Origin of the sequence: uncultured Bifidobacterium sp., from assembly GCF_949292005.1 — a bacterium.
Classification (GTDB): Bacteria; Actinomycetota; Actinomycetes; order Actinomycetales; family Bifidobacteriaceae; genus Bifidobacterium.
Genome location: NZ_CASEXV010000025.1, coordinates 56,333 through 80,237, shown reverse-complemented (window position 1 = coordinate 80,237; position 23,905 = coordinate 56,333). Strand labels below are relative to the sequence as shown.

Sequence of the window (23,905 nt, the reverse complement as noted above, 5' to 3'; positions counted from 1 at the left end):
TGTCGGATATCGGTCACATGGTGGCTGCGTCGACCAGGGAACGGACATACTGCGACCGTGGCTTGGCTATGAGGTCACCCACCCGATTTCGCTCGACGACACGCCCGTCATGAAGCGCGACCACGTCATCGGCAATCCTGTGCACCACTCCCAGATCATGCGAGACGATGACAAGGGCCATGTCGGGACTCGCCTCCCGCATCGCAGCGAAGGCGTCGATCACCTGCGTTCTGGACACGACGTCAAGGGCGCTCATCGGCTCGTCGGCCACGATCACATGCGGCCGTGTGGACATGGCCCGGGCAAGTGCCACACGCTGGGCCTGCCCGCCGGAGAGATCGACGGGATACCGTCGCATGAACAGGCTCGGTTCCAGACCCACCACGGTCAAGGCCCACTCGACACGGGCGCGGATCTTCGCGCGATCCTTCCATCCGGCGATCCGCAATGGCTCCGCCACGCTTCGCTCCACCGACCACCATGGGTCGAGCGATGCGAAGGGGCTCTGGGACACCATCGAAGCCTCACGTCTTAAGGCCCGACACCCCGGCGACGTCGGTTCCGCGACGGCCAAACCGCGGTATGACACGGATCCGCCTCTGTCGTTCTCCAACCCCAGCAATGCGCGGACCAGAGTGGTCTTCCCCGATCCCGAACCGCCGATGACAGCCAGGGCCCTTCCCGATGCGACGTCCAGATCGACATCCTCGAGAATCCTCACTCTGGCGTGCCCGGCACCACGGAAAACCGTCAGACCCCGCGCGCTCAGAACCGGTTCCACGGAACTTCGCATAGCCGGCTTCTGCGAGCGCGAGACCACCTCACCCGACACGCGACCCAATGTCAGGAATCGCGCCGCACTCGCCAGTCTGACTCCAGCGGGGCTTTTCGGGGCCGCGATCAGATCCGCAATGGGAGCGGATTCGACGACGCACCCCCCATCCACCACATATGTCCGCGTCACCACCCGTGACAGAACCGCGTAATCGTGGGTGATGAACAGCAGAGACGATCCCGTCCTCTCCACAAGGCGGATAAGAAGCTCGATGACCTCACGCTGGGCCAGCGAATCCAGCGCCGTCGTCGGCTCATCCGCGATAATCAGACGCGGCGACGTGACAATCGCCGCAGCCATGCACACACGCTGGCATTGTCCGCCGGACAGCTCATGGGGATATCTGCCCGCGACCTCCGGGTCCAATCCCACCGACTCCAAGGCGCGCAGCACGCATGCCCGGCGGCGGCCTCGATCCAGATCGGTGTGTATCCGCAGGGCGCGTCCCACCTGCCATCCGACCCGCTCAACCGGGTTGAGCGCAGTCATGGGATTCTGAGGCACCAAGGCGATGTCACGACCCCTGATATCCGCCATGTCGCCGTCCGCGCATCCCACGATCTGACGCCCTCCAAGGCGGATGCTTCCGGAGACGTCTGCCTGAATGGGGAGAAGCCCCATAATGGCCTTCGATATCATCGTTTTCCCCGAACCGGATGCCCCGACCAGACCGACTCGTTCACCCTGTCCGACGGACACATCGACTCCACGCACGACATCCTTGCCGCCGATCGACACCGTCAGACCTTCGATACTCACACCCATCACTCACCATCCCCATCATCGAGCCGAAGAGACACGTTGACCATCGGGTCGATGGCGTCACGTAGGGCATCGCCCCACAATCCGCAGGCCGCCACCATAAGAGTGACAATCAGCCCCGACCAGAGCGCGGTCAACGGATGTATGGCGATCAGCTGGGAGGACACGGACAGGGAGCGTCCCCAACTGGGGGTTCCGGATGGAACGCCCACCCCCAAATACGTCAGGCCGGACTCAGCCAAAATCGCGGTTCCCGCCGCCATGGACAACTGCACGATGGCCGTGGGGAGGCAGTGGGGAAGAACATGCGAACGCCACGCGCGCCATCGCGACCCTCCGGAGACGCGGGACGACTCGACGAAGGCCGACCGGGACACCGACAACGCCACAGGTCGCACGACGCGCGCAAAGTTCAATCCATATCCGATTCCGCACGCGGCGACGACCACACCGATCGATCCGCTCCACGGCACAGAGAACAACAGCGCTAGAAGCACCACCGGTATGGATATCATCGCGTCCACGGCCACCACCACGACATCGGACACGTAGGGTGATGACATGGTCATCGCCAGGGAGAGGATTCCCCCCTCGATCGCGGCGAGCACCACAACCATCACGACGATTCTCAGCTCCACGGCCGACCCGGCCATAAGCCAGCTGAACACATCGAACCCCGACCCGTCGGTTCCCAGCCAATGGCTTGGCGAGGGAGCCAGCCAGACGTGATAGCCGTCGGAATCCCCCACCGGCACTGGGGTCCAGAACAGGGAGACCACCGCCACGACGATCCACACGGCGAGCATCACGCTGGCGAAGATCCCCGATGGGGTCGAAAGAACATGACGCGCGACGCGACCCGCCTTGCCATCGCGCCGTCCCATGGTTCCACGCCGTCCCATGGTTTCGCGCCGCCTCATGACCTCACCGCCACACGGGGATCGAGGGCCCGGTGGGCCATGTCGACCAGGAAGCCAAGAACAAGGAAAACAGCGGAGAGAAGGAACAACTCGCTCTGGACGACGACCAGATCGCGATTGCCCACGTCGGACACCAGTCCGGCCCCCAGACCAGGCAGCGCGAAAAGGCTTTCGACAACCATCACCCCGGTGATCATGCTTCCCAGCTCCAGCGCGGCAACGGACACCAGCTGCGGCATGGCCAGCCGCATCCCTATGGTCATGGCCGCCTCACGTCTGGTCATCCCGCCGGCCATCGCCATCATCACGGCATCGTCGTCCATAACTCCCGACAATCCCGATCGGACATACCGCATGACTTGGGCCCCTTCGATGATTCCGACCGTCAGCGCGGGAAGCGCCAATGATCGCAGAGCGTCGAGTGGGGCGGACCAGCCGTCGACAGGAAAACCCTGTGACGGCAGAACCGGCACCACGCCAACCCCGGACCCGAACAGAAGGATCAGCAGCATTCCCGCCCATATCGCCGGAACGGCTCCGCCGAGCAGGGATATCGCGTGGATGATGGATCGCGAGCGCTTACCGCGCGCCAGAGCCGCCTGACATCCCGCGGGAACACCGATAAGCAGCGACACGGCCATCGACAGCAGAACCAGCGGAAGGGTCACCGACGCACGCGATCCAATCTGATGGGTCACGGTCGCGCCGGTGAGCATGGACGTTCCCAGATCTCCATGCAACAGTCCACCAAGCCACAACACGTATTGATCGGGCAGCGTGTGGTTCAGCCCCAACTGGACCCTCAGCTGCGCCACCCGCTCGGCGCTCGCGTCGGTCCCCGCCATCACCGTCGCCAAATCCCCTGGAAGGATTCGCAACGCGGCGAACACGGCAATAGACGACACGGTCAGGGCCACGATAAGCGCAACCGTTCGACGCACGGCATAACGCATAGAATCACCACCTCCGGTCCGCCCCGGAAGCGACATCCGGTGGCGGCCATTCCATAGTGAGTGGCGCGGAATCCCGGCTCGGCGATCCACACGCCCACGATGACGCCACCAACTGTACCGCGCTCCCAGCAACACGCGTCGAATTCGTCCATAACGGCACCGAGTTGCACGGTGCCACACCGCCGCGGACATTGATCGCAGCGGTCATCCGGGCGTCATCCGGCGTGTCGCAATATACCCCCAGGGGTATTTTTGTCGACATGCGGACATACGACCGCGCACGACAGCCGTGAACGAAAGGACAGCCCATGCACTTGGTCATCATCGGCGGAACGGCCGCCGGAATGAGCTGCGCGGCCCGCGCCCGACGCCTGGACGAGAACGCCGACATCACCGTGGTGGAGAAAACCGCCCATGTGTCAAGCGCCAGCTGCGGACTGCCATACCATCTGTCCGGAACCATCCCCACACGCGCGGCGCTGGAGGTCGAGACACCGGACTCATTGCGCGCCTCCCTGAACATCGACGTCCGCCTCGGTCATGAGGCGATCGGCATCGACCCCGATTTCGCAACCGTGCGCGTGCGAACGGCTGGAACCGAGTCCGACGTTCCCTACGACGCGGTTGTCATCGCCACGGGAACGCGTTCGGCCACACCCCAGATCCCGGGGCTGGACCACGACGGCGTAAGCACGCTGCGCACCATCGAGGACGCCGTGTCCATCAAGACCATGCTGGACGAATTTCCCGACGGCCATCGCGCCCGAGTTGCTGTGGTAGGAGCCGGATTCATCGGAGTGGAGGCGGCGGAGAATCTCCTTGACGCCGGAGCCTCCGTCAGCGTCATCGATGGGGGGGACCACCCCTTGGGCTTCGTCGACGCCGACATCGCCTCATACGCCACCCAATCCCTGCTCGCACTCGGCGCGGACATGCGCATGGGAACGACCGTGAAGGCCATCGAGAATCCCGCAGCGGCCGGCGACCATCCGACAGCGCCATTGCGCGTCGTTTTCTCGGACGGCGCGGTTCTGGATGTCGACCTTGTTCTGGTCGCCACAGGCGTAAGGCCCAACTCGGAGCCCTTCACAACGACCGGCATCCGCAACGAGCGTGGATGGATCACCGTGGACGAGCACGGCGCGACCAGCATTCCGGGAATCTGGGCCGCCGGGGACGTGACCATGCGCGTGGACCGGGTCACCGGCGAGCGCCATCCAGCGGCTCTGGCGGGTCCCTCGAACAGGGAGGGACGCCTTGTCGCCGACGCGATCCTCGACCCCGACCATGCCCGTCCACTTCCTCCCACGCTCGGGACCGCGATCATCCGCATTGGCCACAGCGTGATCGGAGCCACGGGAGCCAACTCCACGGCGCTGAAACGGGCCGGTATCCCCTTCCAGACCATCCACCTGCAGCCATCACAGCATGCGGGATACTTCCCGGGGGCATGCGCGCTCGACATGCGTCTGCACATCGGCGTCGACGGACGCATTCTGGGGGCGCAGATCGCGGGCGACCGACCTGCCGGAGACCATCGGCTCGATGATGGTGCTTGATGTGCGCACGCCCGCCGAGTTCGACCAATGGCATCTGCCGCAGGCCGTCAACATCCCGCACACACGGATACGCGAGAACATCGAGGCCATCCGCCGGGACGCCGACGGTCGACCTGTGCTCGTGGTCTGCGCGTCGGGGAAACGGGCTTATCTCGCGCAGCGGATCCTCGCCCAGAACGACATCACGTCAAGCGTCCTCTCCGGAGGAATGACCACATTGGAAAGGCATCTGTGACATGACCGACAATGGCGGAAAAACAACCATCGACCCCACCACGAAATCGACGCCGGGCACCTCGCCGGAACACACACCGCCATCAGCGGACGCGCGGGGCGACGACAGGCGACGCGCGGTTCTCAACAGGCTCAGACGGGCCGCGGGACAACTCAACGGCGTCATCTCGAGCGTGGAGGACGGCCGGCCATGCGCCGACACCATCACCCAGCTCAGCGCCGTCAGCAAGGCTCTTGACCGCGTCGGATTCCTCATCATCGCCACATCCATGCGCGAATGCGTCGGCGACGGATCCACCGGCGACTCGCAGCCCACAATCGACGAGCTTGAGAAGCTTTTTCTCACGCTGTCGTAGACAACCGTTCCGTACGGAACATTGGCCAACAACCAACCACAATCAACAACCACATACAAAAGGAGACACATCATGTGCTACGAAGTCACCTGCCCCATCTGCGGAAAGAAGACCTGGGCCGGATGCGGCATGCATATCGATCAGGTCATGCGGGGAATCCCGCAGGATCAGTGGCGCCCCGGGCATGGGGCCTCGGCAAGGCACGGGTCGGGCCAGTCGTCATCCACCGCAAGCCCGGGACTTTTCGGCAAACTGTTCGGCCGGTGATGGTCGGACCCAGGGTTATGACTTCGTCCAGACAACATCGGACAAAGGCATCAGGGTCTGATTGAGGTTGACCGGGAAACCGGACACTCCGGAGGCCCATACTGTTGTGATCCGATAATTGAACAGCCAGTCCGCCGCGGCATCCCGCGAGACGATCCTCGCCGCCTGAGACAAAGCCTTGTCCCGGGCGGCGTCCGATTTCGCCCGCATAGCCGCGTTATACAGCGCCTGGACCTTAGCGTTGTCGTATCCGTAGTAGTAATCGGGATTGGCCCATTGGTAGAAGTCGTGGCTCTCGTTGTGGTCCACCAAGGAGAGCTCGTAGTCATGGTTCGTGTAGACATCGCGTAGCCATGTGGCGAACTCCACAACGTGGACGGTCAACCGTATCCCCACCGTGGCGAGCTGGGATTTGAGCTGCTCCCCGAGCTGGGTCCCATACGTGTTGGCATACTCCAACGTGAGCGTCAGGGGATGGTCCTCGTCGTATCCGGCCTGTTTGAGAAGCTTCTTCGACAACGCCCGATCCAACGTGTACATCCCGGTGAGGTCCTCATATCCCGGATCAAGGCTGGGTATGGGACCTCCCAGCTCCGAGTCCACTCCTCCACGGGAGACGATGAGCTCCTTGTGGTCGATCGCGTGTCGGATGGCCCGACGGACCCTGATGTCGGACGTCGGTCCTGATGAGGAGTTGAACGCCAGCACGAACTTATCCGTCCCATTCCCCACCGACACCGTGTACCGGGAATCGGATTCCACCGAGGAGACCAGATTCTGGCTTATCGGCGCAAGAACCTGGACGTCCCCGGATTTCAGCGCGTTCAATGCGGCGTTGTCATCAGAGAAGTAGCGGACGATTATGGTGGAAGTTCGGGGCGACGTGCCACCCCAATACGATCGGTTCGCCTTCAACGTCACCGAACTGGATTGATGGAAAGACGACACAGTATAGGGCCCAGAGCCCACGGCGCTTGTTCGTAGGTCATTCGACGCCTGGGAATCCAACACCAGACCCGACCGACCCGACAGAACCCAAAGGAAATTCGAATAGGGCTTCGACAGCGTGATCCGAACATGATGGGATCCGATGGCGCTAATCGATGTGAAGCCGACCATCAGATCCGATCCCACATACGATTTGTCCACAAGCTGACGAATCGACCACACGACGTCCGTGGCATCGAGCTGGTCGCCGTTGGAAAACGTCTCACCTGTGTTGAGTATGAAATCGTAGGTGAGGCCATCGGATGACACCGTCCACGATTTGGCCAGGGATGGAACCACCTTGTTGTCCGAATTCCGGGCGACCAGCCCCTCATAGACGTTGCCGATCAGAAGCTGGTCGAGCGCCGACCCCGACTGCGTGCGGATATCAAGATTCGTGGGAGCCAGCTTGAGTCCGATGGACACCGTGTCCGCCCGTCCTCCCCCCGTCGATGAGCGCATCGCCACCACAGCGGCCACCGCCCCACACCCTGCGACGACGACGATGACGGCCACAAGCGCCGACAGGAGGGCGCGGCGGCGACGGCGCGTCCGCCGATCGACCATGCGGGCATCCAACTCCGAATCGGCGACGGCCGAGCCAGCGTCACCCATGCTGTCCTTCGTGGGACCGTCCTCCCGCGACGTCGCGTCGGGATCCGTACGCGCATCGACTCCTCTGGCCATCGGGGTTCGTCCTTCCTCATGCGCGTCGGTGACGGATCGCGGCAGCGCACGATTCGAGACCCATCGGCATGGCATTATGAAATATGAATCCGGCTGGACGCCCACCGGGTCGCCCGCCACGACTACAGACTATACCCGGAGCCGCACGAGACGACTACGATGGTCACTCAATGGCGCCGTCCGCGCAGGCCGACGGCTTCCGACGACGACCCGCATCCATCACAGGGGGGGACACCATGCTTCTCGCAGTAGACATCGGCAACACCAACATCGTTCTGGGACTCCTTGACGGACCTGACATCGTCGCCACGCATAGGATATCGACGGGTACCCCGCGGACGGCGGACGAGTATGGGCTGCTGCTCACGGAGCTTCTCGCACGCCACAATCTGGGCGCGGCCGATATCGACGATGTCATAGTGTCGTCGGTGGTCCCCAAAGTCATGCACTCGTTCCGTGCCTCCATCGTGACCTATCTCGATGTCGATCCGATGATTGTGGGTCCTGGCGTGAGATCCGGAATCCGCATCGCGATCGACGATCCCAAATCCCTGGGTGCGGACTGCCTCGCGGACTGCGCGGGCGCGTACTACCTATACGGAGGACCGGTTCTGGTCGCGGATTTCGGAACGGCGACGACATTCAACTATGTGGACGCTTCGGGGACGATCGTCAGCGGCCTGATCACCACGGGAATCCGCACGGGAGCCAACGCCCTGTGGAGCTCCACCGCCCAGCTGCCCGAGGTCGAAATCACGCGGCCGAAAACGGTTATGACCCGCAACACGCGGGAGGCCATGCAAGCCGGTCTTTATTACGGGTTCCTTGGCGGGGTGGAGCGCACGATCCAGCAGTTCCACGAGGAGATCGCAGAGAACTTCCGTGTGGTTGCCACGGGTGGACTTGGCAGGATCTTCGCCAACGATACGGACGCGATCGATGTCTACGACCCCGAGCTGATCTTCAAGGGAATGGCCGTGATTTACGCGAAGACTCGCAAGAGCCGCGGCTGAGGCCGATACCCCCGACGCAACCGCACGACCCGTGGAGAATCAGGGCAGGCGAGGTCAGCGCATGGTGAATCCCTGATTGGTTCCATATTCGACGAGGTCCTTCTCCCACAAGGCGACGCCATCCATCAACGTCACCTTCTTCCCCGGATTGCTTGCGGTGGACGACGAACCGTCGGATGAGTCGGAGCTGGCCTCGTCGAAAGCGATTTTGGCCTTCGACCATTGATACGCCGTCCCCACAGTCGAACGGAAATCCCCACGCGCATAGACCTCGAAGGGCAGGTACTGGTAACGGACGGACACATCGTCGGCCGCCTGCGACAGAACGCGATTGAACTCCTGCCCCCCGAAATACGGGATCTCCAGACCGCGAGAGTCCGTCACCGTCGTCTTGCCGAGGAAAGCGGAGCTGCCCAAAGTGGCGGTATCCGCAGGGAACGCCCCACCGGCGACTCTGGTGGCAATCCCCTGGCGATTATGGCAGATATACTCCACAAAACGATAGGCGGCATCCGGCTTGCGGGTGGATCGAAGAACGGCCAGCGCCGACCCGCCGTTCTCGGAGTTGGCCGTGGAGCCATCCTTGGTGGGCATCGTCGTGACCCTCCACAATCCAGCCGTTCCGGGAACGTCGGCCAGCAGCAGGGATGGCATCCATGCCCCCGCGAAAACGGAGGCCACGGTCCCATCTCCCAGTGCCTTCTTCCAATCGTCGGACCACGTTTTGACGCTGGTGTCCACAAGCCCCTCATCGATCATCTTCTGCCAGAACTTGGCGAAGGTCCGCGTCCCCGCATCAGACGTGAGGTTAACCGTGACGGTCTTTCCATCGTCGGACGTGTGGAAGGGCTGCCCTCCGGACAGCCAGACCATGGCGTTGAAGAAGCTCGCGTCGCCTGCGTCGGCCGCGATGTAGACACCAATGGATTTCAGCTTCTTCGCCGCCTGGTAGTACTCGTCCCAGGTTTTGATCGCCGATGCGTCAATTCCGGCCTGCTCGAAAACCGACTTGTTGTAGAAGAAGGCCATGGGCCCCGAATCCATGGGCAACCCATAGACCTCGTGGTTGAGTGTGACCGATGACCAGGTCCCCGGCGTGTAGAAGCTCTTCATTCCCGACACGCGAGAGGTGATGTCCAGCAACTGCCCGCTCACCGCGTACTGCGGAAGCGCATAATACTCGAGTTGGACCACATCCGGCAGACCATAGCCGTTCTGTATGGCCGTGTTGAGATTCTCGTAGCCGCTCGTGGATTTGACCACCACGCGGATGTCGGGATTGCTTTTTTCGAAATTTCGGGCGACGGTGGACATGCTTGGCTCCCACGACCACACCGTGATGACCGTCCGTGTGTCGGTGGAGCCACACCCCGCCGCCACAAGCAACACCATGCACGCGAGGCATGAGATGACGACACGGCACCATCGCACGGGCATCCTCCTCCAGGACATCATCCGTAATCCTCACGATCCCTGTCTCGCGGCCGAGACGCCATCCAATGGTATGCGCGACACGAACAACCGCGTCTGTCCGCTGAAGGGATCCACGAAGGACAGCGACCGCGCGACCAGTTGGAGAGGATTGCTAAAGTCATCATACGGGCAGTCACGGATGACCGGGTAAAGATCATCGTTCATGATCGGCAATCCCAACGAGCACATATGAACCCTCAACTGATGGGTTTTCCCGGTATGTGGGCTGAGACGGTAGCGCCGCATGCCCGCCACTGGCGAGCGTCCGCCGTCGATGTCGATGCGCGTCTCGCAGTCGGGATGGCCATCATCCTCGAAAGCCTGTATGACTCCGCGGGTTTTGACGATATGCGACCGCCGAAGCAGGGGAAAATCCGCGCCTTCGCTCAACCTGTTCGCCTCCCCATGCTCAACCCTTCCCACCGGACCGGCCGGCGCAAGACACTCATACGTCTTGGACACGCGGTGATTCTGAAAAAGCGTCTGGTAGGCTCCCCTGCTCGCGGGGTCTCGGACGAACACGACGATTCCCGCAGTGGCGCGGTCAAGACGATGGGCCGGGGTGATAAGGGGCTCCCCGAACGCCGTCCTGAGACGGATCAGCGCGGTCTGCGAATACCACATCCCACGGGGGGTTGTGGCGAGGAAATGCGGCTTGTCGACGACGATGATCCGCTCATCCTCGAAGACGACATCCAGCGGAAAGGGGATGTCCGGCTCCGAGACCACCCAGCGGTGACGTCGCTCCACCATCACACGGCGCTATTCGACTGTCACGGATTTGGCGAGATTCCGGGGTTTGTCCACGTCGAATCCTTTGAGCATGGCCATATCCATGGCGAAAAGCTGCAACGGAACGACGTCCACCAGAGGACTGAGAAGAGTGGTGCACACAGGCCTCCAGAAGACGGCGTCGGCATATCTCTCGGCATCGGGGTCGCCTTCCTCTGCGACGACGATCGTGTACGCCCCACGCGCCTTGACCTCCTCGATTCCGGAGATCACTTTGTTGTGGAGCACGGAACGGCCCCGCGACGAGGGAACTATCACCACGACCGGCTCACCCGAGTCCACAAGGGCGATCGGCCCGTGCTTGAGCTCGCCCGCTGCGAAACCCTCGGTGAAGGTGTATGCGATCTCCTTGAGCTTCAGCGCGCCCTCCAAGGCAACGGGATAGCCGACGTGGCGGCCGAGGAACAGGAACGACTTGGCGTTGACCATATGCTCGGCCGTACGTTCCACAGCCCCGCTCTGGGTGTCCAGAACCCATTGGATCTTCTTGGGCATGGAGCGCAGCTGCTGCACGATGTGGTGGATCTCATCGCGGAACATCGTTCCCTTGATCTGCGCGAAATACAACCCCAGTAGATAGGCCGCGACTATCTGCGCCACAAAGGCCTTGGTCGAGGCTACGGCGATCTCGGGGCCGGCGTGGGTGTAGAGGACCGCATCCGACTCACGAGGGATCGTCGCTCCCTGGGTGTTGCAGATCGCAAGCACGCGGGACCCCTGCTCCCGCGCATGACGTATGGCCATCAGAGTGTCCATGGTCTCGCCCGACTGCGAGATGGCGACGACGAGCGTTCTCGGCGTCAGTATGGGATCGCGGTAGCGGAACTCGTGCGCCAGCTCCACCTCCACTGGGATGCGGACCCAATGTTCGATCGCGTACCGAGCCACCAGCCCCGCGTAGCTTGCCGTGCCACAGGCGACGACCACGATGCGGTCGATGGAACGCAGCACCTCCGGCTCGATCCGAACCTCGTCAAGAACGATGTCCCCTTTGGAGTCGAAGCGACCGAGAAGTGTGTTGGAGACGGCCTCGGGCTCCTCATGGATCTCCTTATCCATGAACGATGGCCATCCGCCCTTCTCCGCCGCCGACGCGTCCCAATCCACGGTGAAGCGGTTGCCGTCGTTGACCACGTTGCCGTCGAAATCGGTCACCATAACGGAATCCCCGCTGATGCAGACCGCCTGATCCTGTCCCAGCTCCAGAGCGCTTTTCGTGTAGGCCACGAACGCCGCCACGTCGGATCCGAGGAAGTTCTCCCCCTCGCCCAGCCCCACCACCAAAGGCGAGTCGTGTCTGGCGCCCACCACGATATCCGGCTGGCGCACATCCTCGGCGAGAATCGTGAAAGCGCCGGTGAGCATGCGCGCCAGCCTCCTCAAGGCCTCGAAAAGATCCGGACGGCCGGTCTCCTCAATGATCTCGTTGGCTATCTTGCCCAGAAGCTTCGCAGCCACCTCGGTGTCCGTACCGGAGGAGAACACGTATCCTTCAGTCTGCAAATCAAATTTCAGGGAATTCGCGTTCTCGATGATTCCATTGTGGATGATGGCGATATGGCCATCCTCGCTCACATGGGGATGCGCGTTGACATCCACAGGTGCGCCATTGGTGGCCCATCGGGTGTGTCCGATCCCCACCGTCGCGTCGGGAAGGGGATGAGCCGCGATCGCCGCCTCAAGGTTGGACAGCCGTCCGGCCTTTTTGCGCACGACGATCTGATCCATGCCTGGGGCAGCCAACGCCACGCCGGCCGAATCATAACCCCGATATTCCAACCGCCGCAGACCCTGCATGCACACGTCCAACGGCTTGCCACAGGCCGGTCCGGATCCGGCGTATCCCACTATTCCGCACATAGCCACACAGTCTATGCGAGGCGTATTGCAGACCACCCCATGACGCGCCGACCTTTACACGACCCGCGTAGATTCCGCGCACCGACGGACATCGTACAAGCTCCGGTCCACGCATGCATCAGAGCACATGATGGAGGAAATCCTGGAACCTCGGCTCGGATGGGTGGTCGATGATGTCGGAACCTCCCTTTTCGACGACCAGACCACCGTCCATGAACACCACTTGGTCGGCCACTTCCCGAGCGAATCCGATCTCGTGCGTGACGACGATCATCGTCATGCCCTGCGACGCCAGCGAGCGCATCACGGAAAGGACCTCTCCCACCAATTCGGGATCCAAAGCCGACGTCGGCTCATCGAAAAGCATGATCTCGGGCTTCATCGCCAAAGCCCTCGCGATGGCGACCCGTTGCTGCTGACCGCCGGAAAGCTGCATGGGGTAATGGTCGATACGGTCCTCAAGTCCCACCCGCGACAGCTCCTCGATCGCCCGGTTCCGAGCGTCCGCCTTGGACATGCGCAGAACGTGGACGGGAGCCTCCATCACATTCTCCAAAGCCGTCATATGCGGAAAAAGGTTGAACCGCTGGAACACCATGCCCAGCTTCGACCGCTGGCGGGCGATCTGACCATCATCCAGACGCTGGAGCATGTCACGGCCATTGCGGCTCACGGTCCTGTATCCGACAAGCTCGCCGTCGACCTCGATGCGCCCCGCCGTGAGCGTCTCCAACTGGTTGATGAGGCGCAGAAACGTCGACTTCCCTGACCCCGAGGGTCCCAGTATCACGGTCACGCTTCCGGGCATGACGGTCACATCGATGCCCTTGAGAACGTGCAGGTCGCCGAAAACCTTGTGCACGCCCGTGGCTTTCACCGCGGGAATCCTCTCCATGGGGACGCCGCTTATGTCCTGTGTCGTCATCGTCTCGCCTCACTTACGCATTCAGACCCACGAAGGTGGCCTGATTGGTCTTTCCGGTGTCATCCTTGTGCTCCCCAACGGTTTTCCCTGGGAGTGGGGTCTTCTTGCCCCGTACCCCGATAGGGCGCTGATCGAATCCCTTACCGAAATGACGCTCGAGATACGCCTGGCCGACCATCAGCACAGTGGTGATCAGGAGGTACCAGATGCAGGCGACGATGAGCAGGGGTATCGGCTTGTATATGCGGTTGGCTATGGCGTTGGTCGCGAACTGCAGTTCGAGGCTGAACGGCACGGCCATGACCAGTGAGGTGGTCTTGAGCATGCCGATGGTCTCGTTTCCTGTGGGCGGCACGATGATCCGCATCGCCTGGGGAAGGATGATGCGACGCATGATCAGCGAACGCCGCATGCCCAGGGCCTTCGCGGCCTCGGCCTGGCCTGGGTCGACGGCCTCCAATCCGGCGCGGACGATCTCCGCGAGATAGGCCGCCTCGTTAAGCGCGAGACCCACGACCGCCGCCATGAATCCCTGCTCGATGACATTGCTGAGAGAATCCGTCGAGAAGGACCACCAGGTGATGTCGGTGAAGGGAACGCCAAAGGATATCTGCGGCACTAGAACCGCGAAAAGCCCCCAGAAGATCAGCTGGGTGTAGACGGGGGTCCCACGGAAGAACCAGATATAGAACCAGCTCACGCCGCGCAGCACCGGGTTGATGGATTTGCGCATCACCGCCAAGGTCACCGCGAGGATGATGGCGATCACCATCGAGACCACGGTGAGGATAAGCGTCCAACCGATGCTCGCGAGAACGTTCTCGTTGAACAGATACCGCCAGACGGTCGGCCAATCAAGGCGGTCATTGGTGATCATGCCCTTGATGAGCATGGCCGCAAGCAACGCGACGATGACTCCGGCGACCAGAGGACCCGGCCGTCTGACCGGAAGAGCCTCGATTCGTTCTGGCATGTCGGAGGAATCGTCGTCGCGCTGTGACATGATCTCACCTTTCGATTCGTGGGCCCATAACCGCGGGCCGCCTGTCAGTCCACCGTGGGATTGATCTGGGACGTGGCGATCGCGCCCGATTCAACGCCCCACGTGCTGAGGATCTTCTTGTATGTTCCGTCGTCGATAAGCTTCTGGACGGCCTTCTGGACGGCCTTCGCCGTGGCGTCGTCGCCCTTCTTCACCGCCACGGCCTCCGGCGCCACACCCGTCTGGTCGCCAAGGGATTCAAGCTGGTCGTCGGTCTGTTTGATCGCGTAGCCCGCCACGGGCGAATCGGCATAGAACACTGCGGCCTTCCCCGTCACGACGGCGGTGGTCACATCGGTCTGCATCTTGTACGACAGAACGTCGATGGCCGTCTTCCCAGCCTTCTTGCATGCGGCGCTGGCCTTGTTGGCCTCCCCCTCCTGGGTCGTGCCGGTCTGCACCGCCACTTTGACTCCGCAAAGATCGCCGGTGTCGACCTTGCTTGGATTGTCCTTCTTCACCACATACGTGGATCCGGCCTGGAAGTATGTGACGAAATCGACGGCGTCCATCCGCTCCTTCGTCACGGTGAAGGAGGATATCCCCAGATCGTATTTGCTGCCCACGGACGGAAGAATGGAATCGAAGGTCGACGACACCGTCACTGCCTTGAGGCCGAACACCGCCGCTATGGCCTTGGTAAGGTCGACATCGAAGCCGACCGCGGTTTTGCCATCCTCGGCGAGGAATTCGGCAGGCGCGTAGGACGTGTCCGTTCCCACGGTGAGTTTGCCGTCCTCCGTCACCGACTTCGGCAACAGCGCGGCGATGGACGAGTCCTTGCTCACCGAACTGACGTCATAGCCCTGAGTGGTCCCCGATGACGAGGAGGACGATGTCGATGAATCGCTTGTCCCGCAACCCGCCAAAGACACCAGCGCCACCGAGCTGATGATGGCGGCGGCCGTTCTGGTCGCTCGTGTGAACCTCATATTGTCCTCTCTCTCCTCTGACGCCTCGGTCGAAGTCCTTCGGACCCGGTCGGAACCTTCTGGTCCCTCCGCCGACCGTGCAGTGGGGACACTAGAAGGCTTATGCTACGACCAGGTAACCCGGTGCGGCTCCCCGGTCTCACTCGACGGACGTTCCACGACCGTCTGGTCTGGCGACGCGGTTCTCATATGGAGAAGACGGCTTTCACGCTTCGAGGTTGCGCTGCCTCATGGCCCTCTGAGCCTCACGGTTGTCCTGACGCTCACGAAGGGCCTGCCGCTTGTCGTATTCGCGCCGACCCCGCGCCACCGCGATCTCGACCTTCACCAGACCGTCCTTGAAGTACAGACTGAGGGGGACAATTGTGACACCCTTGGCCTCGACCTGTCGGGAAAGCTTGACGATCTGCGCCGAGTGGAGAAGGAGCTTCCTCTTTCTGCGTGGAGCGTGGTTGGTCCACGTGCCATTGAGATACTCGGGGATGTTCGCCCCCTCAAGCCACATCTCGCCACGCCTGTCTATGGAGACGAAGGACTCGGCGAGCGAGGCCCGTCCCTCACGCAACGACTTCACCTCCGTCCCGGTCAGGCTCAGCCCAGCCTCGAGGCGTTCGAGGATATCGAAATCATGCCTCGCCTTGCGGTTCTGGGCTATCTGCGACGTCCCCCGCTCCCTTGCCATGATTGCTTCCTCTTCCTCGATTCCGATTCTCAGCGCGCGTCAGTGCACATACCAATACTGGGACGCGTTGGAGATCGTCCTGGGGCTGACGATGAATGGCCCCTTGTAGTTCATTTCGGAGATCGTGATGGTGTTGCCGGACACGCTTTCCACCACGCCGACATGTCCATAGGTGCTGTCCGCGTTCAACTGTCCGGGAAGGAAGGATATGGCCGCCCCCACCTGAGGCGTGTGGTTCACGACGAGACCGTAGTTCGGCGCAGTCGCCCACCACTGTCCGCCGTTGCCCAGATACGAGGGCGTCGATATTCCCATCTGACGACGGCGGTCATACGCCCACCAGGTGCATTGCCCCGCGACATAGGCGTTGCCGTAATCGCCGTTCGATGTGCCCTGACTCGAGGATCCACCGTTCGACGAGCCACCACCCGAGGAACCACCGTTCGACGAGGAACCACCGTTCGACGAGCCACCACCCGAGGAACCACCACTGGACGAGCCATTTGACGACGAATCCGTCGACCCCTGCTTCCCGTTATCGACCTTGGCCGCCGCGGCCGCCTGCTGGGCGGCGTACTGACGGTTGTATGAGTCAAGTTGCGACTCAAGCATGAGGGTCTTGGCGGCCTGAGCCGCTACTGCGCTTGTGATTTGGCTCTGTTGGGATTCCAGCTCAGCCCTGGCCGCCTCGCCCTTCTGCCGGAGGACGTCAAGATTGGCCCTTTCGCTCTGCGCCTGCTCCGCGGACGCTTTCGCCGCCGCGGCCTTGGTGTCCGCCGCCGTTTTCAGGGTGGAGATACGCTTCTCGATGGCGGCGAGGCGCTGGGCACGGTTCATGGAGACACTCAGCGTGGTGGCGGCGTCGCTGGCCGCGTTGGACTCATTGCGGGAGAGGGCGTCCTTGGATTGCATCGAGCTGATGAAATCCTTGGTGCTTGTGGAACCCGTGACGATGCTCATCATGTCCGAAGCGTCGGATCCGCGCATATCCTGACGTGCCATCTGGGCGACGGCGGCCTTCGCATCGTCGTAGTCCACACCGGTCTTGGCGATGCTCTTCTCCAGATTCGTCTTGTCTTTTTGCGCCGCGGCAAGCCGCTGGGCTGCCGCTTTCGCCTCGGCCTGCGCGGCGGCGGCCGCCTCATTCGCGGCGGTCACCTTCTTTTGCGCAGCCGGAATCTGTGTGTTGGTGATGTCATCCAGCTCCACGATCTTGTCCGCGAGATCGGATTTCACACCCGACAGCTGGGAACGAAGCTCCTCCTCACGCGCGGTGCTGCTTGCCTTGCTGTTCTTCGCGCTCTGCAGATCGCTATAGGAGATGGCGTAGGCCGGCTGCGCATCCATCGCAAGGGGTGGGATAACGAGTCCCAGGCACACGATTCCCGCGGCGATCGCCGCCGACAAGGTTCGTCCCTTCATCATTGATGGGGTTCCTTTCCATAGCTGCGTCAGTGACACCCACGATAGCAGGCGGTGTCCGTCCTAAGACACGGGATGAATGGAATCATGCCCGCAGATACCGCCGCAACGCGATCGACGAGGTGGCTATTGACAGAACCGCCGCGCCACCGATGATGATAGGAGATATGGTCCATACAGTCGTCTGGTCAACGAACGGCATCCATGAGATGTTGTCCACCAGCCAATCCGTGATGAACACTTTGACAACCACAGCCAATGTCACGCAGGACAGCACCGATCCGAGAATCGATGCGATGGCCCCCTCGAGGATGAACGGCAGCCGTATCGTCCAATTCGAAGCGCCCACAAGCCGCATGATCTCGGTCTCCTGCCGCCGGGATGCCGCGGACATCCGAATCGTGGTGCCGGTGAGCATAATCGCCACCACCACCATCACCACCGCCAGCGCGATGGTCACGACGGTGGCCTTGTTCAACACGGTGAATACCGGTTCGAATATCTGCCGCTGGTCGCTGACCTCCTCGACCCCCTCCCTGCCGGACAGGACTTCGGCGACGACCTTGTATCTTTCGGGATTCTTCAGCTTCAACCACAGGGAGTCCTGCATATCGCTGGCAGTGAGCGTCCGTCCCTGAAACTCGCCGTCGGGGTACTGCTTGAGGAAGGAGTTCTTGTAGAACTCCCCCTTGCTCATGAACGTGGTTTTTGCGACGTCGGATGACAGCTCATCCCTGATTGTCTTCTCCAGATCAGTGATCTGGGCGGCGGTGGCCGCGCTTCCGGTGCAATTCGCCGACTGGCTCGTCCCGTCCGGACACAGCCAAACGACGACCTCGACCTTGTCGTACCAGTCACCCTTCGCCTTGACTATCTGCAGTTGAAGAAGCCCGGACGCGCCGATGAAAAGAAACGAGATGAACGTGACCAATGTCACCGACAGAATCATCGGAATGTTGCGGGTGAAGCTGGTCCATATCTCCGACACGACAAATCGTGGTCTCATCGTCCACTCTCCTTGGCGGGCGCCTCACGCGCGGAATCGGCCCCGATGCCGTCCATCTCGTCCTGTGGCCGCTGGATACCAGAACCCTGCTCGACATCGGACTGTTGTTGGGCTCCCTCTGCTGACCGTTCGACAGGAACCGGCGGTTCGGGAGGTGTTGGCGGAGATGGTGGAGATGGCGGAAGAGCCCCTGATTGGACCCCATCCTGAGGATTCCGCTCCTCCGAATCCTCCTGTTCTCGTGATTCCTGAGATCCCGCCGCCCCCTGCGATTCCAAATCGATTCCCTTGCCCCAGGTCATCGTCGTTTCGACTGGCTGGAAGGCCTCACCATAGCGTCCGACCCTGCCCGAGTGCAGGGAGGTCGCGAGTCGTGCGATGCCGTCATCCTCGCCATCGATGGTTAGAGACCGTGGTTGGGATGATTCGGCGACAGCCGACTCTTTCTCGTAATACAGGGACGAGTCGTACGACCCACGGGCCTCGTCGCGCACGATAACCCCTTCATGGAGCTCGACCACGCGTCGTCTCATGGAATTGACGATCTCCTCGTTGTGGGTCGCCATCACGATGGTCGTTCCCAGACGATTGATGGAATCAAGCACCTCCATGATTCCCAGCGATGTTGTGGGGTCGAGGTTTCCCGTCGGTTCATCCGCAAGAAGAATCTGCGGATGGTTGACGTAGGCACGCGCTATGGCCACACGCTGGGCCTCGCCGCCCGACAGCTCATGGGGATAGTTGCGCTCCTTGCCCGTCAGTCCCACCGTTTCGAGAACCTTGGGGACCATCGTTCTGATGGTGGACCTGCTCTCGCCGATCACCGCCAAAGCGAAGGCCACGTTCTGCCAAACGGTTTTATTGTTGAGAAGCTTGTAATCCTGGAAAACGAAGCCCAACGACCGGCGGTAGCGCGGAATCTGCCTGTTGGGCAGCCTTCTCAAATCGTTGCCCGCTACGTGGATCTCCCCATCGGTGGCCTCTTCCTCCCGAAGGAGCAGACTGAGCAAGGTGGTCTTCCCCGAGCCGGACGATCCCACAAGAAACACGAAATCACCACGATTAATGTGGAGCGTGATATCGTCCAACGCCGGGCGTGTGCCCTTGGGATAGACCTTCGACACCTTGTCCAAAGTGATCAGCGCCATGTCGCGTCATCCTTCCCGTTTCCCACGTGGAATCTACTTTCCAGTCGAACCGTTGGCGGCATCCGAGCCGGCCTGCTCTGCCTTGCGTTGCTCATGTCGCCATCGGATTCCCGCCTCGATGAACGCATCGATATCCCCGTCGAAGACCGCTTGGGTCTGCGAGGTCTCATAGCCGGTGCGCAGATCCTTGACCATCTGATAGGGATGCAGCACGTAGGACCGCATCTGGTCTCCCCAACTCGCCTTGATGTCCCCCGCGAGCTCCTTCTTCTTCCGCGCCTCCTCCTCATGGCGCAGAACAAGAAGCCGCGACTGGAGAACGGCCATCGCCGCCGCCCTGTTCTGGATCTGGCTACGTTCGTCCTGCATGGTCACCACGATCCCCGTGGGGAAATGCGTGATCCGAACGGCGGAATACGTGGTGTTGACCCCCTGTCCCCCTGGACCCGAGGAACAGTAGGTGTCGACTCGGATGTCGGAATCGGGCACGTCAATGTGATCGGTCGCCTCGACGAGTGGCACGACCTCCACGGCCGCGAAGCTGGTCTGCCTCCTGCCCTGATTGTCGAACGGCGATATGCGGACCAATCTGTGCGTTCCTCCCTCGACAGACATCCGTCCATACGCGTATGGCGCGTCGACGCGGAAGGTGGCGGATTTGATCCCAGCCTCCTCGGCGTACGAGGTGTCCATCATCGTCGTTTTGTATCCATGACGCTCCGCCCACCGAAGATACATACGCAGAAGCATCTGGGTGAAGTCAGCGGCATCGACACCTCCGGCGCCCGATCGCAGGGTAACGACGGCGGAGCGCGCGTCGTATTCTCCATCGAGCAGCGTCTGCACCTCAAGATCCGCCAGATCGGAACGAATCGAAGTGATCTCGGCCCGCGCCTCTTCAAGGGATTCCTTGTCGGATTCCTCACGGCCCAACTCCACTAAAGTGTGGACATCCTCAATGCGGCGGGCAAGGTCCTCCAGCCGCCTCAACTGCGACTGGGCTACCGACAGATGCGTCGTCACCTTCTGCGCGTGCTCGGGATCATCCCACAGGCCGGGCTCCGCCGCCTGGACCTCCAGGCTCCTGATGCTGTCGCGAAGCTCGTCGACATCCAACGCCTTCGACATCATCGCACTTTTCTCATCGATCTGCGCAAGCTCCTGAGCGTAATCAAAATCTGCCATCATCACCACCATATTCCGTCATCGTCCGTGCCGGACTTCCCGCCGGCCCACCATATCCACTGTCCACACATCGCACCACGCCCACACTCCTCAGCGGTCATCGCCCCGTGGGCCGTCGGGCGTCCGCATCATGCCGAAAATCCGTCAAAGACCGGAATAGATGGCGGGAAGAACCAGCGCCACAAACATCGAGGCCACAACGACGACGCACACGACACGCGCGACCAACCTCTGCCGCCGCTCACGCCGCTCTCTGTCATCCCTGCCGTCGCTCATGCCGGCCATTGTACGCACGATCGTGGAATTCTCCTCGTCGCGTCGATGACGGAGCTGTACAGTTGGTCTCAATTGGACGTGCGACGGGGCCTGTCGTGGGCCGCCGGACGCGATCCTCCGGCGGAAAGGAATCACGGCATGGCAGAGGACACACTTACCCACGCATGGGGCTGGGGTTTGGCGTCGATCGACGATCAGGGAACGACGCTGGACACGTGGTATCCCGACCCCCATCTGGGGGCGGCACCGACGGCGGCCGACCGTCCCGACCACGGCTTCGGGGCGCTTGTCCTTCCCAACCTCGACAACCGGGGCGTGCGACGAGTTCCGGTGTTCACCGACGTGGATCTGCAGTCCCCCATCACTAACGCGGCGGATGCCTACCTTCGCCTTCATCTGCTGAGCACACGACTCGTCAAGCCGAACACCATCAATCTCGAGGGAATCTTCTCGGCTCTGACGACGGTTGTGTGGACCGATCACGGCCCGTTCCCGGTGGAGGGGTTCGCTCTTCGACGACTCGCCGTGATGGAGGCCGCATCCCGTGGTGAGAACCGGTCCACCCCCGAGACCGTCTGCGTGCTGGGCGTCGACAAGTTCCCCCGCATGGTCGATTATGTCGTTCCCACGGGCGTGCGCATCGGAGACGCGGACAGGGTGAGGCTTGGGGCCTATCTGTCGTCGGGAACGACCGTGATGCACGCGGGCTTCGTGAACTTCAACGCCGGGACGCTTGGGGTGTCGATGGTCGAGGGCCGCGTGTCGCAAGGCGTCGTTGTGGGCGACGGATCGGACATCGGCGGAGGATCGTCAATCATGGGCACGCTGTCAGGTGGTGGAAGGCTGCGGAACTCCATCGGGGAGCACAGTCTTCTCGGGGCGAACGCCGGGATCGGAATCTCTCTGGGAGACAACTGCGTCGTCGAGGCGGGACTGTACATCACCGCCGGCACCAAGGTCACCATCCATGACAAATCGAAGGTGGCTGCGGGTGAACCTCTTGACGTGGTGAAAGCTGCCGAGCTCAGCGGCAAGAACAACATCCTGTTCATCCGCAATTCGGTCACCGGAGCGATCGAGGCCCGGTACCGAAAAGTCGGCATCGCCCTCAACGAGAAGCTCCACAGGAACTGACGACGATCCCACCCAACCCCTAACGCACTATGTCATGCGGTTCGCGGATGGGCGGGATTCCACAAACGGGCATCACCCGTTGCCCTTTGCATCATCCCCTGTCGCACATAGGAACGTATGGCCTCTCATCCTCGCCCGTGTACACCTGCCGGGGACGGCCTATCTTGGTGTTGGGGTCCGCAAGCATCTCACGGTACTGGGCGATCCACCCCGGAATCCTTCCCAAGGCGAACAGCGTAGTGAACATCGCGGGATCGAAGCCTATGGCGCGATAGATGAGACCCGTGTAGAAATCGACGTTCGGATAGAGATGTCTGGAGATGAAATACTCGTCGCTCATGGCGATGCGCTCAAGCTCGGTCGCGACATCGAAAAGAGCCCGTTCGTCGGCAGGCAAACGAGAGGTGTCCGACCTTGCCATGATCTTCTCCAAATATTGCTTGGCGATTGCGGCGCGCGGATCATAGGACTTATAGACGCGATGCCCCAGTCCGGAGATTCGCCGTCCGTTCTCCTTGGACCATTCGACGAACTCCTCGACAGTCTTTCCCGAGTCTCGGATGGCTTTGAGCTGGCGAAGCACTGCCTCGTTGGCTCCGCCGTGCAACGGTCCGGACAGTGCGTTGATTCCCGCGGCGATCGCGGAGTACAGGTTGGCGTGCGCGCTTCCCGCTATCCTCACAACCGACGTCGAGCAGTTCTGCTCATGGTCGGCATGGATGATCAGCAACCGTCCGAGGGCATGCACATACAATGGATCGGATTCGAAGGGCTCATACGGCACCGCGAAGCACATGCGGAGGAAATCGTCCACATAGCCCCGCGAATAGTCGGGAAACAGCATGGGCTCATCACGCCGGCGGCGGAATATGTAGCTCACGATGGTCCGCACCTTGGCCATGATGATGGTGGCCGCCTCGTCGAGCTGGTCCGAGTCCGAGACGTCAGTAGTGTCCGGATAGAACGTCGCCAAGGCGTTGACCGCCGAGGCCAGCATGCTCATGGGATGGGCCGTCCGGGGGAAGGAACCCATAAACGTGCGGAAATCCTCGCCCACCATCGTCCGATGGTTGATGTCCGAGCAGAAGCGGTCGTACTGCTCCTGCGTAGGAAGCTCGCCATGCCGCAGAAGCCACGCGACCTCCAGGAAGTCCGACTTCTCGCACAGCTGCTCGATCGGATACCCGCGATACCGCAGAACGGATTTGCTTCCATCGATGAACGTGATCTTGGATTCGCACTGCGCGGTGGTCAAAAATCCCGGGTCCAGCGTCACCCATCCATCGTTGCGCAACTTGGACACGACGATGCCATCGGGTCCTTCCGTCGCCTTGACGACTGGAAGCGTGAATTTATTGTCATCGACATCGAACTCCGCCGAACTCATCAGCGCGTCCTCCTCTCAATGGCGATACATACCCATGCGGCCCGGGGCGTAGGCCCCAGGCCGCATGG

The 23,905-nt window shown here is 61.7% G+C and carries 22 protein-coding genes and 1 pseudogene; 6 read left to right on the top strand and 17 right to left on the bottom strand.

Features of this window, described 5'->3' with window-relative positions:
• Window positions 1-13: 13 nt before the first annotated feature.
• From Q1X90_RS01370 to Q1X90_RS01360, 3 genes are read right to left on the bottom strand one after another with little or no spacing between them, the layout of a single operon-like run.
• The gene (locus Q1X90_RS01370) at window positions 14-1,600 is read right to left on the bottom strand and encodes an ABC transporter ATP-binding protein (protein WP_300765898.1); all 1,587 of its coding nucleotides are present in this window, start codon (window positions 1,598-1,600) and stop codon (window positions 14-16) included.
• Window positions 1,600-2,481 (bottom strand): ABC transporter permease, encoded by an 882-nt coding sequence (locus Q1X90_RS01365; RefSeq protein ID WP_300765862.1) that lies wholly within the window; start codon window positions 2,479-2,481, stop codon window positions 1,600-1,602. Before Q1X90_RS01365 ends, Q1X90_RS01370 begins: the two co-directional genes overlap by 1 nt.
• A gap of 32 nt (window positions 2,482-2,513) precedes the next feature.
• Window positions 2,514-3,470, bottom strand: coding sequence for an ABC transporter permease (locus tag Q1X90_RS01360; protein ID WP_300765861.1), 957 nt, complete (start codon window positions 3,468-3,470; stop codon window positions 2,514-2,516).
• Window positions 3,471-3,778: 308 nt separating this feature from the next.
• Here Q1X90_RS01360 and Q1X90_RS01355 point away from each other — a divergent pair, with 308 nt between their 5' ends.
• The 4 genes and pseudogenes from Q1X90_RS01355 (at window position 3,779) to Q1X90_RS01340 (ending at window position 5,886) form a co-directional block, all read left to right on the top strand.
• Window positions 3,779-5,029, top strand: coding sequence for an FAD-dependent oxidoreductase (locus tag Q1X90_RS01355; protein ID WP_300765860.1), 1,251 nt, complete (start codon window positions 3,779-3,781; stop codon window positions 5,027-5,029).
• 1 nt (window position 5,030) lies between these two features.
• Window positions 5,031-5,264, top strand: coding sequence for a rhodanese-like domain-containing protein (locus Q1X90_RS01350; RefSeq protein ID WP_300765859.1), 234 nt, complete (start codon window positions 5,031-5,033; stop codon window positions 5,262-5,264).
• A gap of 115 nt (window positions 5,265-5,379) precedes the next feature.
• Window positions 5,380-5,619: pseudogene (locus tag Q1X90_RS01345) on the top strand (metal-sensitive transcriptional regulator); the annotation flags it as partial.
• Window positions 5,620-5,691: 72 nt separating this feature from the next.
• Complete coding sequence (locus Q1X90_RS01340) at window positions 5,692-5,886, top strand: hypothetical protein (RefSeq protein ID WP_300765857.1); 195 nt, start codon at window positions 5,692-5,694, stop codon at window positions 5,884-5,886.
• Between the two features lie 15 nt (window positions 5,887-5,901).
• On the opposite strand, the gene Q1X90_RS01335 is transcribed toward Q1X90_RS01340, so the two are convergent.
• Window positions 5,902-7,488, bottom strand: coding sequence for an ABC transporter substrate-binding protein (locus Q1X90_RS01335; RefSeq protein WP_300765897.1), 1,587 nt, complete (start codon window positions 7,486-7,488; stop codon window positions 5,902-5,904).
• 308 nt (window positions 7,489-7,796) lie between these two features.
• Between Q1X90_RS01335 and Q1X90_RS01330 the strand changes: the two genes are divergently transcribed.
• Window positions 7,797-8,573 carry a type III pantothenate kinase gene (locus Q1X90_RS01330; RefSeq protein ID WP_300765896.1) on the top strand — a complete coding sequence of 259 codons (777 nt, stop codon included), beginning with the start codon at window positions 7,797-7,799 and terminating at the stop codon, window positions 8,571-8,573.
• Between the two features lie 54 nt (window positions 8,574-8,627).
• Here the strand turns inward: Q1X90_RS01330 and Q1X90_RS01325 are convergent, their stop codons facing one another.
• The 12 genes from Q1X90_RS01325 to Q1X90_RS01270 form a co-directional block, all read right to left on the bottom strand.
• On the bottom strand, window positions 8,628-9,965 hold the full coding sequence (locus Q1X90_RS01325; RefSeq protein ID WP_300765895.1) for a sugar ABC transporter substrate-binding protein: 1,338 nt from the start codon (window positions 9,963-9,965) through the stop codon (window positions 8,628-8,630).
• 72 nt (window positions 9,966-10,037) lie between these two features.
• Window positions 10,038-10,799 carry a pseudouridine synthase gene (locus Q1X90_RS01320; RefSeq protein ID WP_300765856.1) on the bottom strand — a complete coding sequence of 254 codons (762 nt, stop codon included), beginning with the start codon at window positions 10,797-10,799 and terminating at the stop codon, window positions 10,038-10,040.
• Between the two features lie 9 nt (window positions 10,800-10,808).
• Complete coding sequence (gene glmS, locus Q1X90_RS01315; protein ID WP_300765894.1) at window positions 10,809-12,698, bottom strand: glutamine--fructose-6-phosphate transaminase (isomerizing); 1,890 nt, start codon at window positions 12,696-12,698, stop codon at window positions 10,809-10,811.
• A 118-nt stretch (window positions 12,699-12,816) separates the two neighbouring features.
• Window positions 12,817-13,623, bottom strand: a complete 807-nt coding sequence (locus tag Q1X90_RS01310; protein ID WP_300765855.1) for an amino acid ABC transporter ATP-binding protein — start codon at window positions 13,621-13,623, stop codon at window positions 12,817-12,819.
• A gap of 13 nt (window positions 13,624-13,636) precedes the next feature.
• Window positions 13,637-14,626 (bottom strand): amino acid ABC transporter permease, encoded by a 990-nt coding sequence (locus Q1X90_RS01305; protein WP_300765854.1) that lies wholly within the window; start codon window positions 14,624-14,626, stop codon window positions 13,637-13,639.
• Between the two features lie 44 nt (window positions 14,627-14,670).
• Entirely contained in the window at window positions 14,671-15,597 is a 927-nt protein-coding gene (locus tag Q1X90_RS01300; RefSeq protein ID WP_300765853.1) for an ABC transporter substrate-binding protein, read from the bottom strand.
• Window positions 15,598-15,802: 205 nt separating this feature from the next.
• Window positions 15,803-16,279: an SsrA-binding protein SmpB gene (gene smpB, locus Q1X90_RS01295; RefSeq protein ID WP_300765852.1), complete on the bottom strand. Its 477-nt coding sequence runs from the start codon at window positions 16,277-16,279 to the stop codon at window positions 15,803-15,805.
• 39 nt (window positions 16,280-16,318) lie between these two features.
• On the bottom strand, window positions 16,319-17,626 hold the full coding sequence (locus tag Q1X90_RS01290; protein WP_300765893.1) for a CHAP domain-containing protein: 1,308 nt from the start codon (window positions 17,624-17,626) through the stop codon (window positions 16,319-16,321).
• Between the two features lie 160 nt (window positions 17,627-17,786).
• A complete protein-coding gene (ftsX, locus tag Q1X90_RS01285; protein WP_300765851.1) occupies window positions 17,787-18,707 on the bottom strand; it encodes a permease-like cell division protein FtsX in 921 nt (306 codons plus the stop codon).
• Window positions 18,704-19,855, bottom strand: a complete 1,152-nt coding sequence (ftsE, locus tag Q1X90_RS01280) for a cell division ATP-binding protein FtsE (protein WP_300765850.1) — start codon at window positions 19,853-19,855, stop codon at window positions 18,704-18,706. Before ftsE ends, ftsX begins: the two co-directional genes overlap by 4 nt.
• Before the next feature lie 33 nt (window positions 19,856-19,888).
• A complete protein-coding gene (prfB, locus tag Q1X90_RS01275) occupies window positions 19,889-21,040 on the bottom strand; it encodes a peptide chain release factor 2 (protein ID WP_300765892.1) in 1,152 nt (383 codons plus the stop codon).
• Between the two features lie 144 nt (window positions 21,041-21,184).
• On the bottom strand, window positions 21,185-21,316 hold the full coding sequence (locus tag Q1X90_RS01270; protein ID WP_300765849.1) for a hypothetical protein: 132 nt from the start codon (window positions 21,314-21,316) through the stop codon (window positions 21,185-21,187).
• Window positions 21,317-21,454: 138 nt separating this feature from the next.
• Here Q1X90_RS01270 and dapD point away from each other — a divergent pair, with 138 nt between their 5' ends.
• Window positions 21,455-22,450, top strand: a complete 996-nt coding sequence (dapD, locus tag Q1X90_RS01265; protein ID WP_300765848.1) for a 2,3,4,5-tetrahydropyridine-2,6-dicarboxylate N-succinyltransferase — start codon at window positions 21,455-21,457, stop codon at window positions 22,448-22,450.
• A 91-nt stretch (window positions 22,451-22,541) separates the two neighbouring features.
• Here dapD and Q1X90_RS01260 read toward each other — a convergent pair whose 3' ends face one another.
• Window positions 22,542-23,837 carry a citrate synthase gene (locus Q1X90_RS01260; protein ID WP_300765847.1) on the bottom strand — a complete coding sequence of 432 codons (1,296 nt, stop codon included), beginning with the start codon at window positions 23,835-23,837 and terminating at the stop codon, window positions 22,542-22,544.
• Window positions 23,838-23,905: the final 68 nt, after the last annotated feature.

Bases quoted from the DNA above. Each gene is read 5' to 3' on its own strand.
- Q1X90_RS01260 (WP_300765847.1), bottom strand. From the start codon at position 23,837: ATGAGTTCGGCGGAGTTCGATGTCGATGACAATAAATTCACGCTTCCA.
- Q1X90_RS01290 (WP_300765893.1), bottom strand. From the start codon at position 17,626: ATGGATGCGCAGCCGGCCTACGCCATCTCCTATAGCGATCTGCAGAGC.
- Q1X90_RS01365 (WP_300765862.1), bottom strand. From the start codon at position 2,481: ATGGGACGGCGCGATGGCAAGGCGGGTCGCGTCGCGCGTCATGTTCTT.
- Q1X90_RS01340 (WP_300765857.1), top strand. From the start codon at position 5,692: ATGTGCTACGAAGTCACCTGCCCCATCTGCGGAAAGAAGACCTGGGCC.
- ftsX (WP_300765851.1), bottom strand. From the start codon at position 18,707: ATGAGACCACGATTTGTCGTGTCGGAGATATGGACCAGCTTCACCCGC.
- Q1X90_RS01300 (WP_300765853.1), bottom strand. From the start codon at position 15,597: ATGAGGTTCACACGAGCGACCAGAACGGCCGCCGCCATCATCAGCTCG.
- Q1X90_RS01325 (WP_300765895.1), bottom strand. From the start codon at position 9,965: ATGGTGTTGCTTGTGGCGGCGGGGTGTGGCTCCACCGACACACGGACG.
- Q1X90_RS01310 (WP_300765855.1), bottom strand. From the start codon at position 13,623: ATGACGACACAGGACATAAGCGGCGTCCCCATGGAGAGGATTCCCGCG.
- Q1X90_RS01270 (WP_300765849.1), bottom strand. From the start codon at position 21,316: ATGAGCGACGGCAGGGATGACAGAGAGCGGCGTGAGCGGCGGCAGAGG.
- smpB (WP_300765852.1), bottom strand. From the start codon at position 16,279: ATGGCAAGGGAGCGGGGGACGTCGCAGATAGCCCAGAACCGCAAGGCG.
- Q1X90_RS01355 (WP_300765860.1), top strand. From the start codon at position 3,779: ATGCACTTGGTCATCATCGGCGGAACGGCCGCCGGAATGAGCTGCGCG.
- Q1X90_RS01305 (WP_300765854.1), bottom strand. From the start codon at position 14,626: ATGTCACAGCGCGACGACGATTCCTCCGACATGCCAGAACGAATCGAG.
- Q1X90_RS01335 (WP_300765897.1), bottom strand. From the start codon at position 7,488: ATGGGTGACGCTGGCTCGGCCGTCGCCGATTCGGAGTTGGATGCCCGC.
- Q1X90_RS01320 (WP_300765856.1), bottom strand. From the start codon at position 10,799: ATGGTGGAGCGACGTCACCGCTGGGTGGTCTCGGAGCCGGACATCCCC.
- Q1X90_RS01330 (WP_300765896.1), top strand. From the start codon at position 7,797: ATGCTTCTCGCAGTAGACATCGGCAACACCAACATCGTTCTGGGACTC.
- Q1X90_RS01370 (WP_300765898.1), bottom strand. From the start codon at position 1,600: ATGGGTGTGAGTATCGAAGGTCTGACGGTGTCGATCGGCGGCAAGGAT.
- Q1X90_RS01360 (WP_300765861.1), bottom strand. From the start codon at position 3,470: ATGCGTTATGCCGTGCGTCGAACGGTTGCGCTTATCGTGGCCCTGACC.
- prfB (WP_300765892.1), bottom strand. From the start codon at position 21,040: ATGGCAGATTTTGATTACGCTCAGGAGCTTGCGCAGATCGATGAGAAA.
- ftsE (WP_300765850.1), bottom strand. From the start codon at position 19,855: ATGGCGCTGATCACTTTGGACAAGGTGTCGAAGGTCTATCCCAAGGGC.
- dapD (WP_300765848.1), top strand. From the start codon at position 21,455: ATGGCAGAGGACACACTTACCCACGCATGGGGCTGGGGTTTGGCGTCG.
- glmS (WP_300765894.1), bottom strand. From the start codon at position 12,698: ATGTGCGGAATAGTGGGATACGCCGGATCCGGACCGGCCTGTGGCAAG.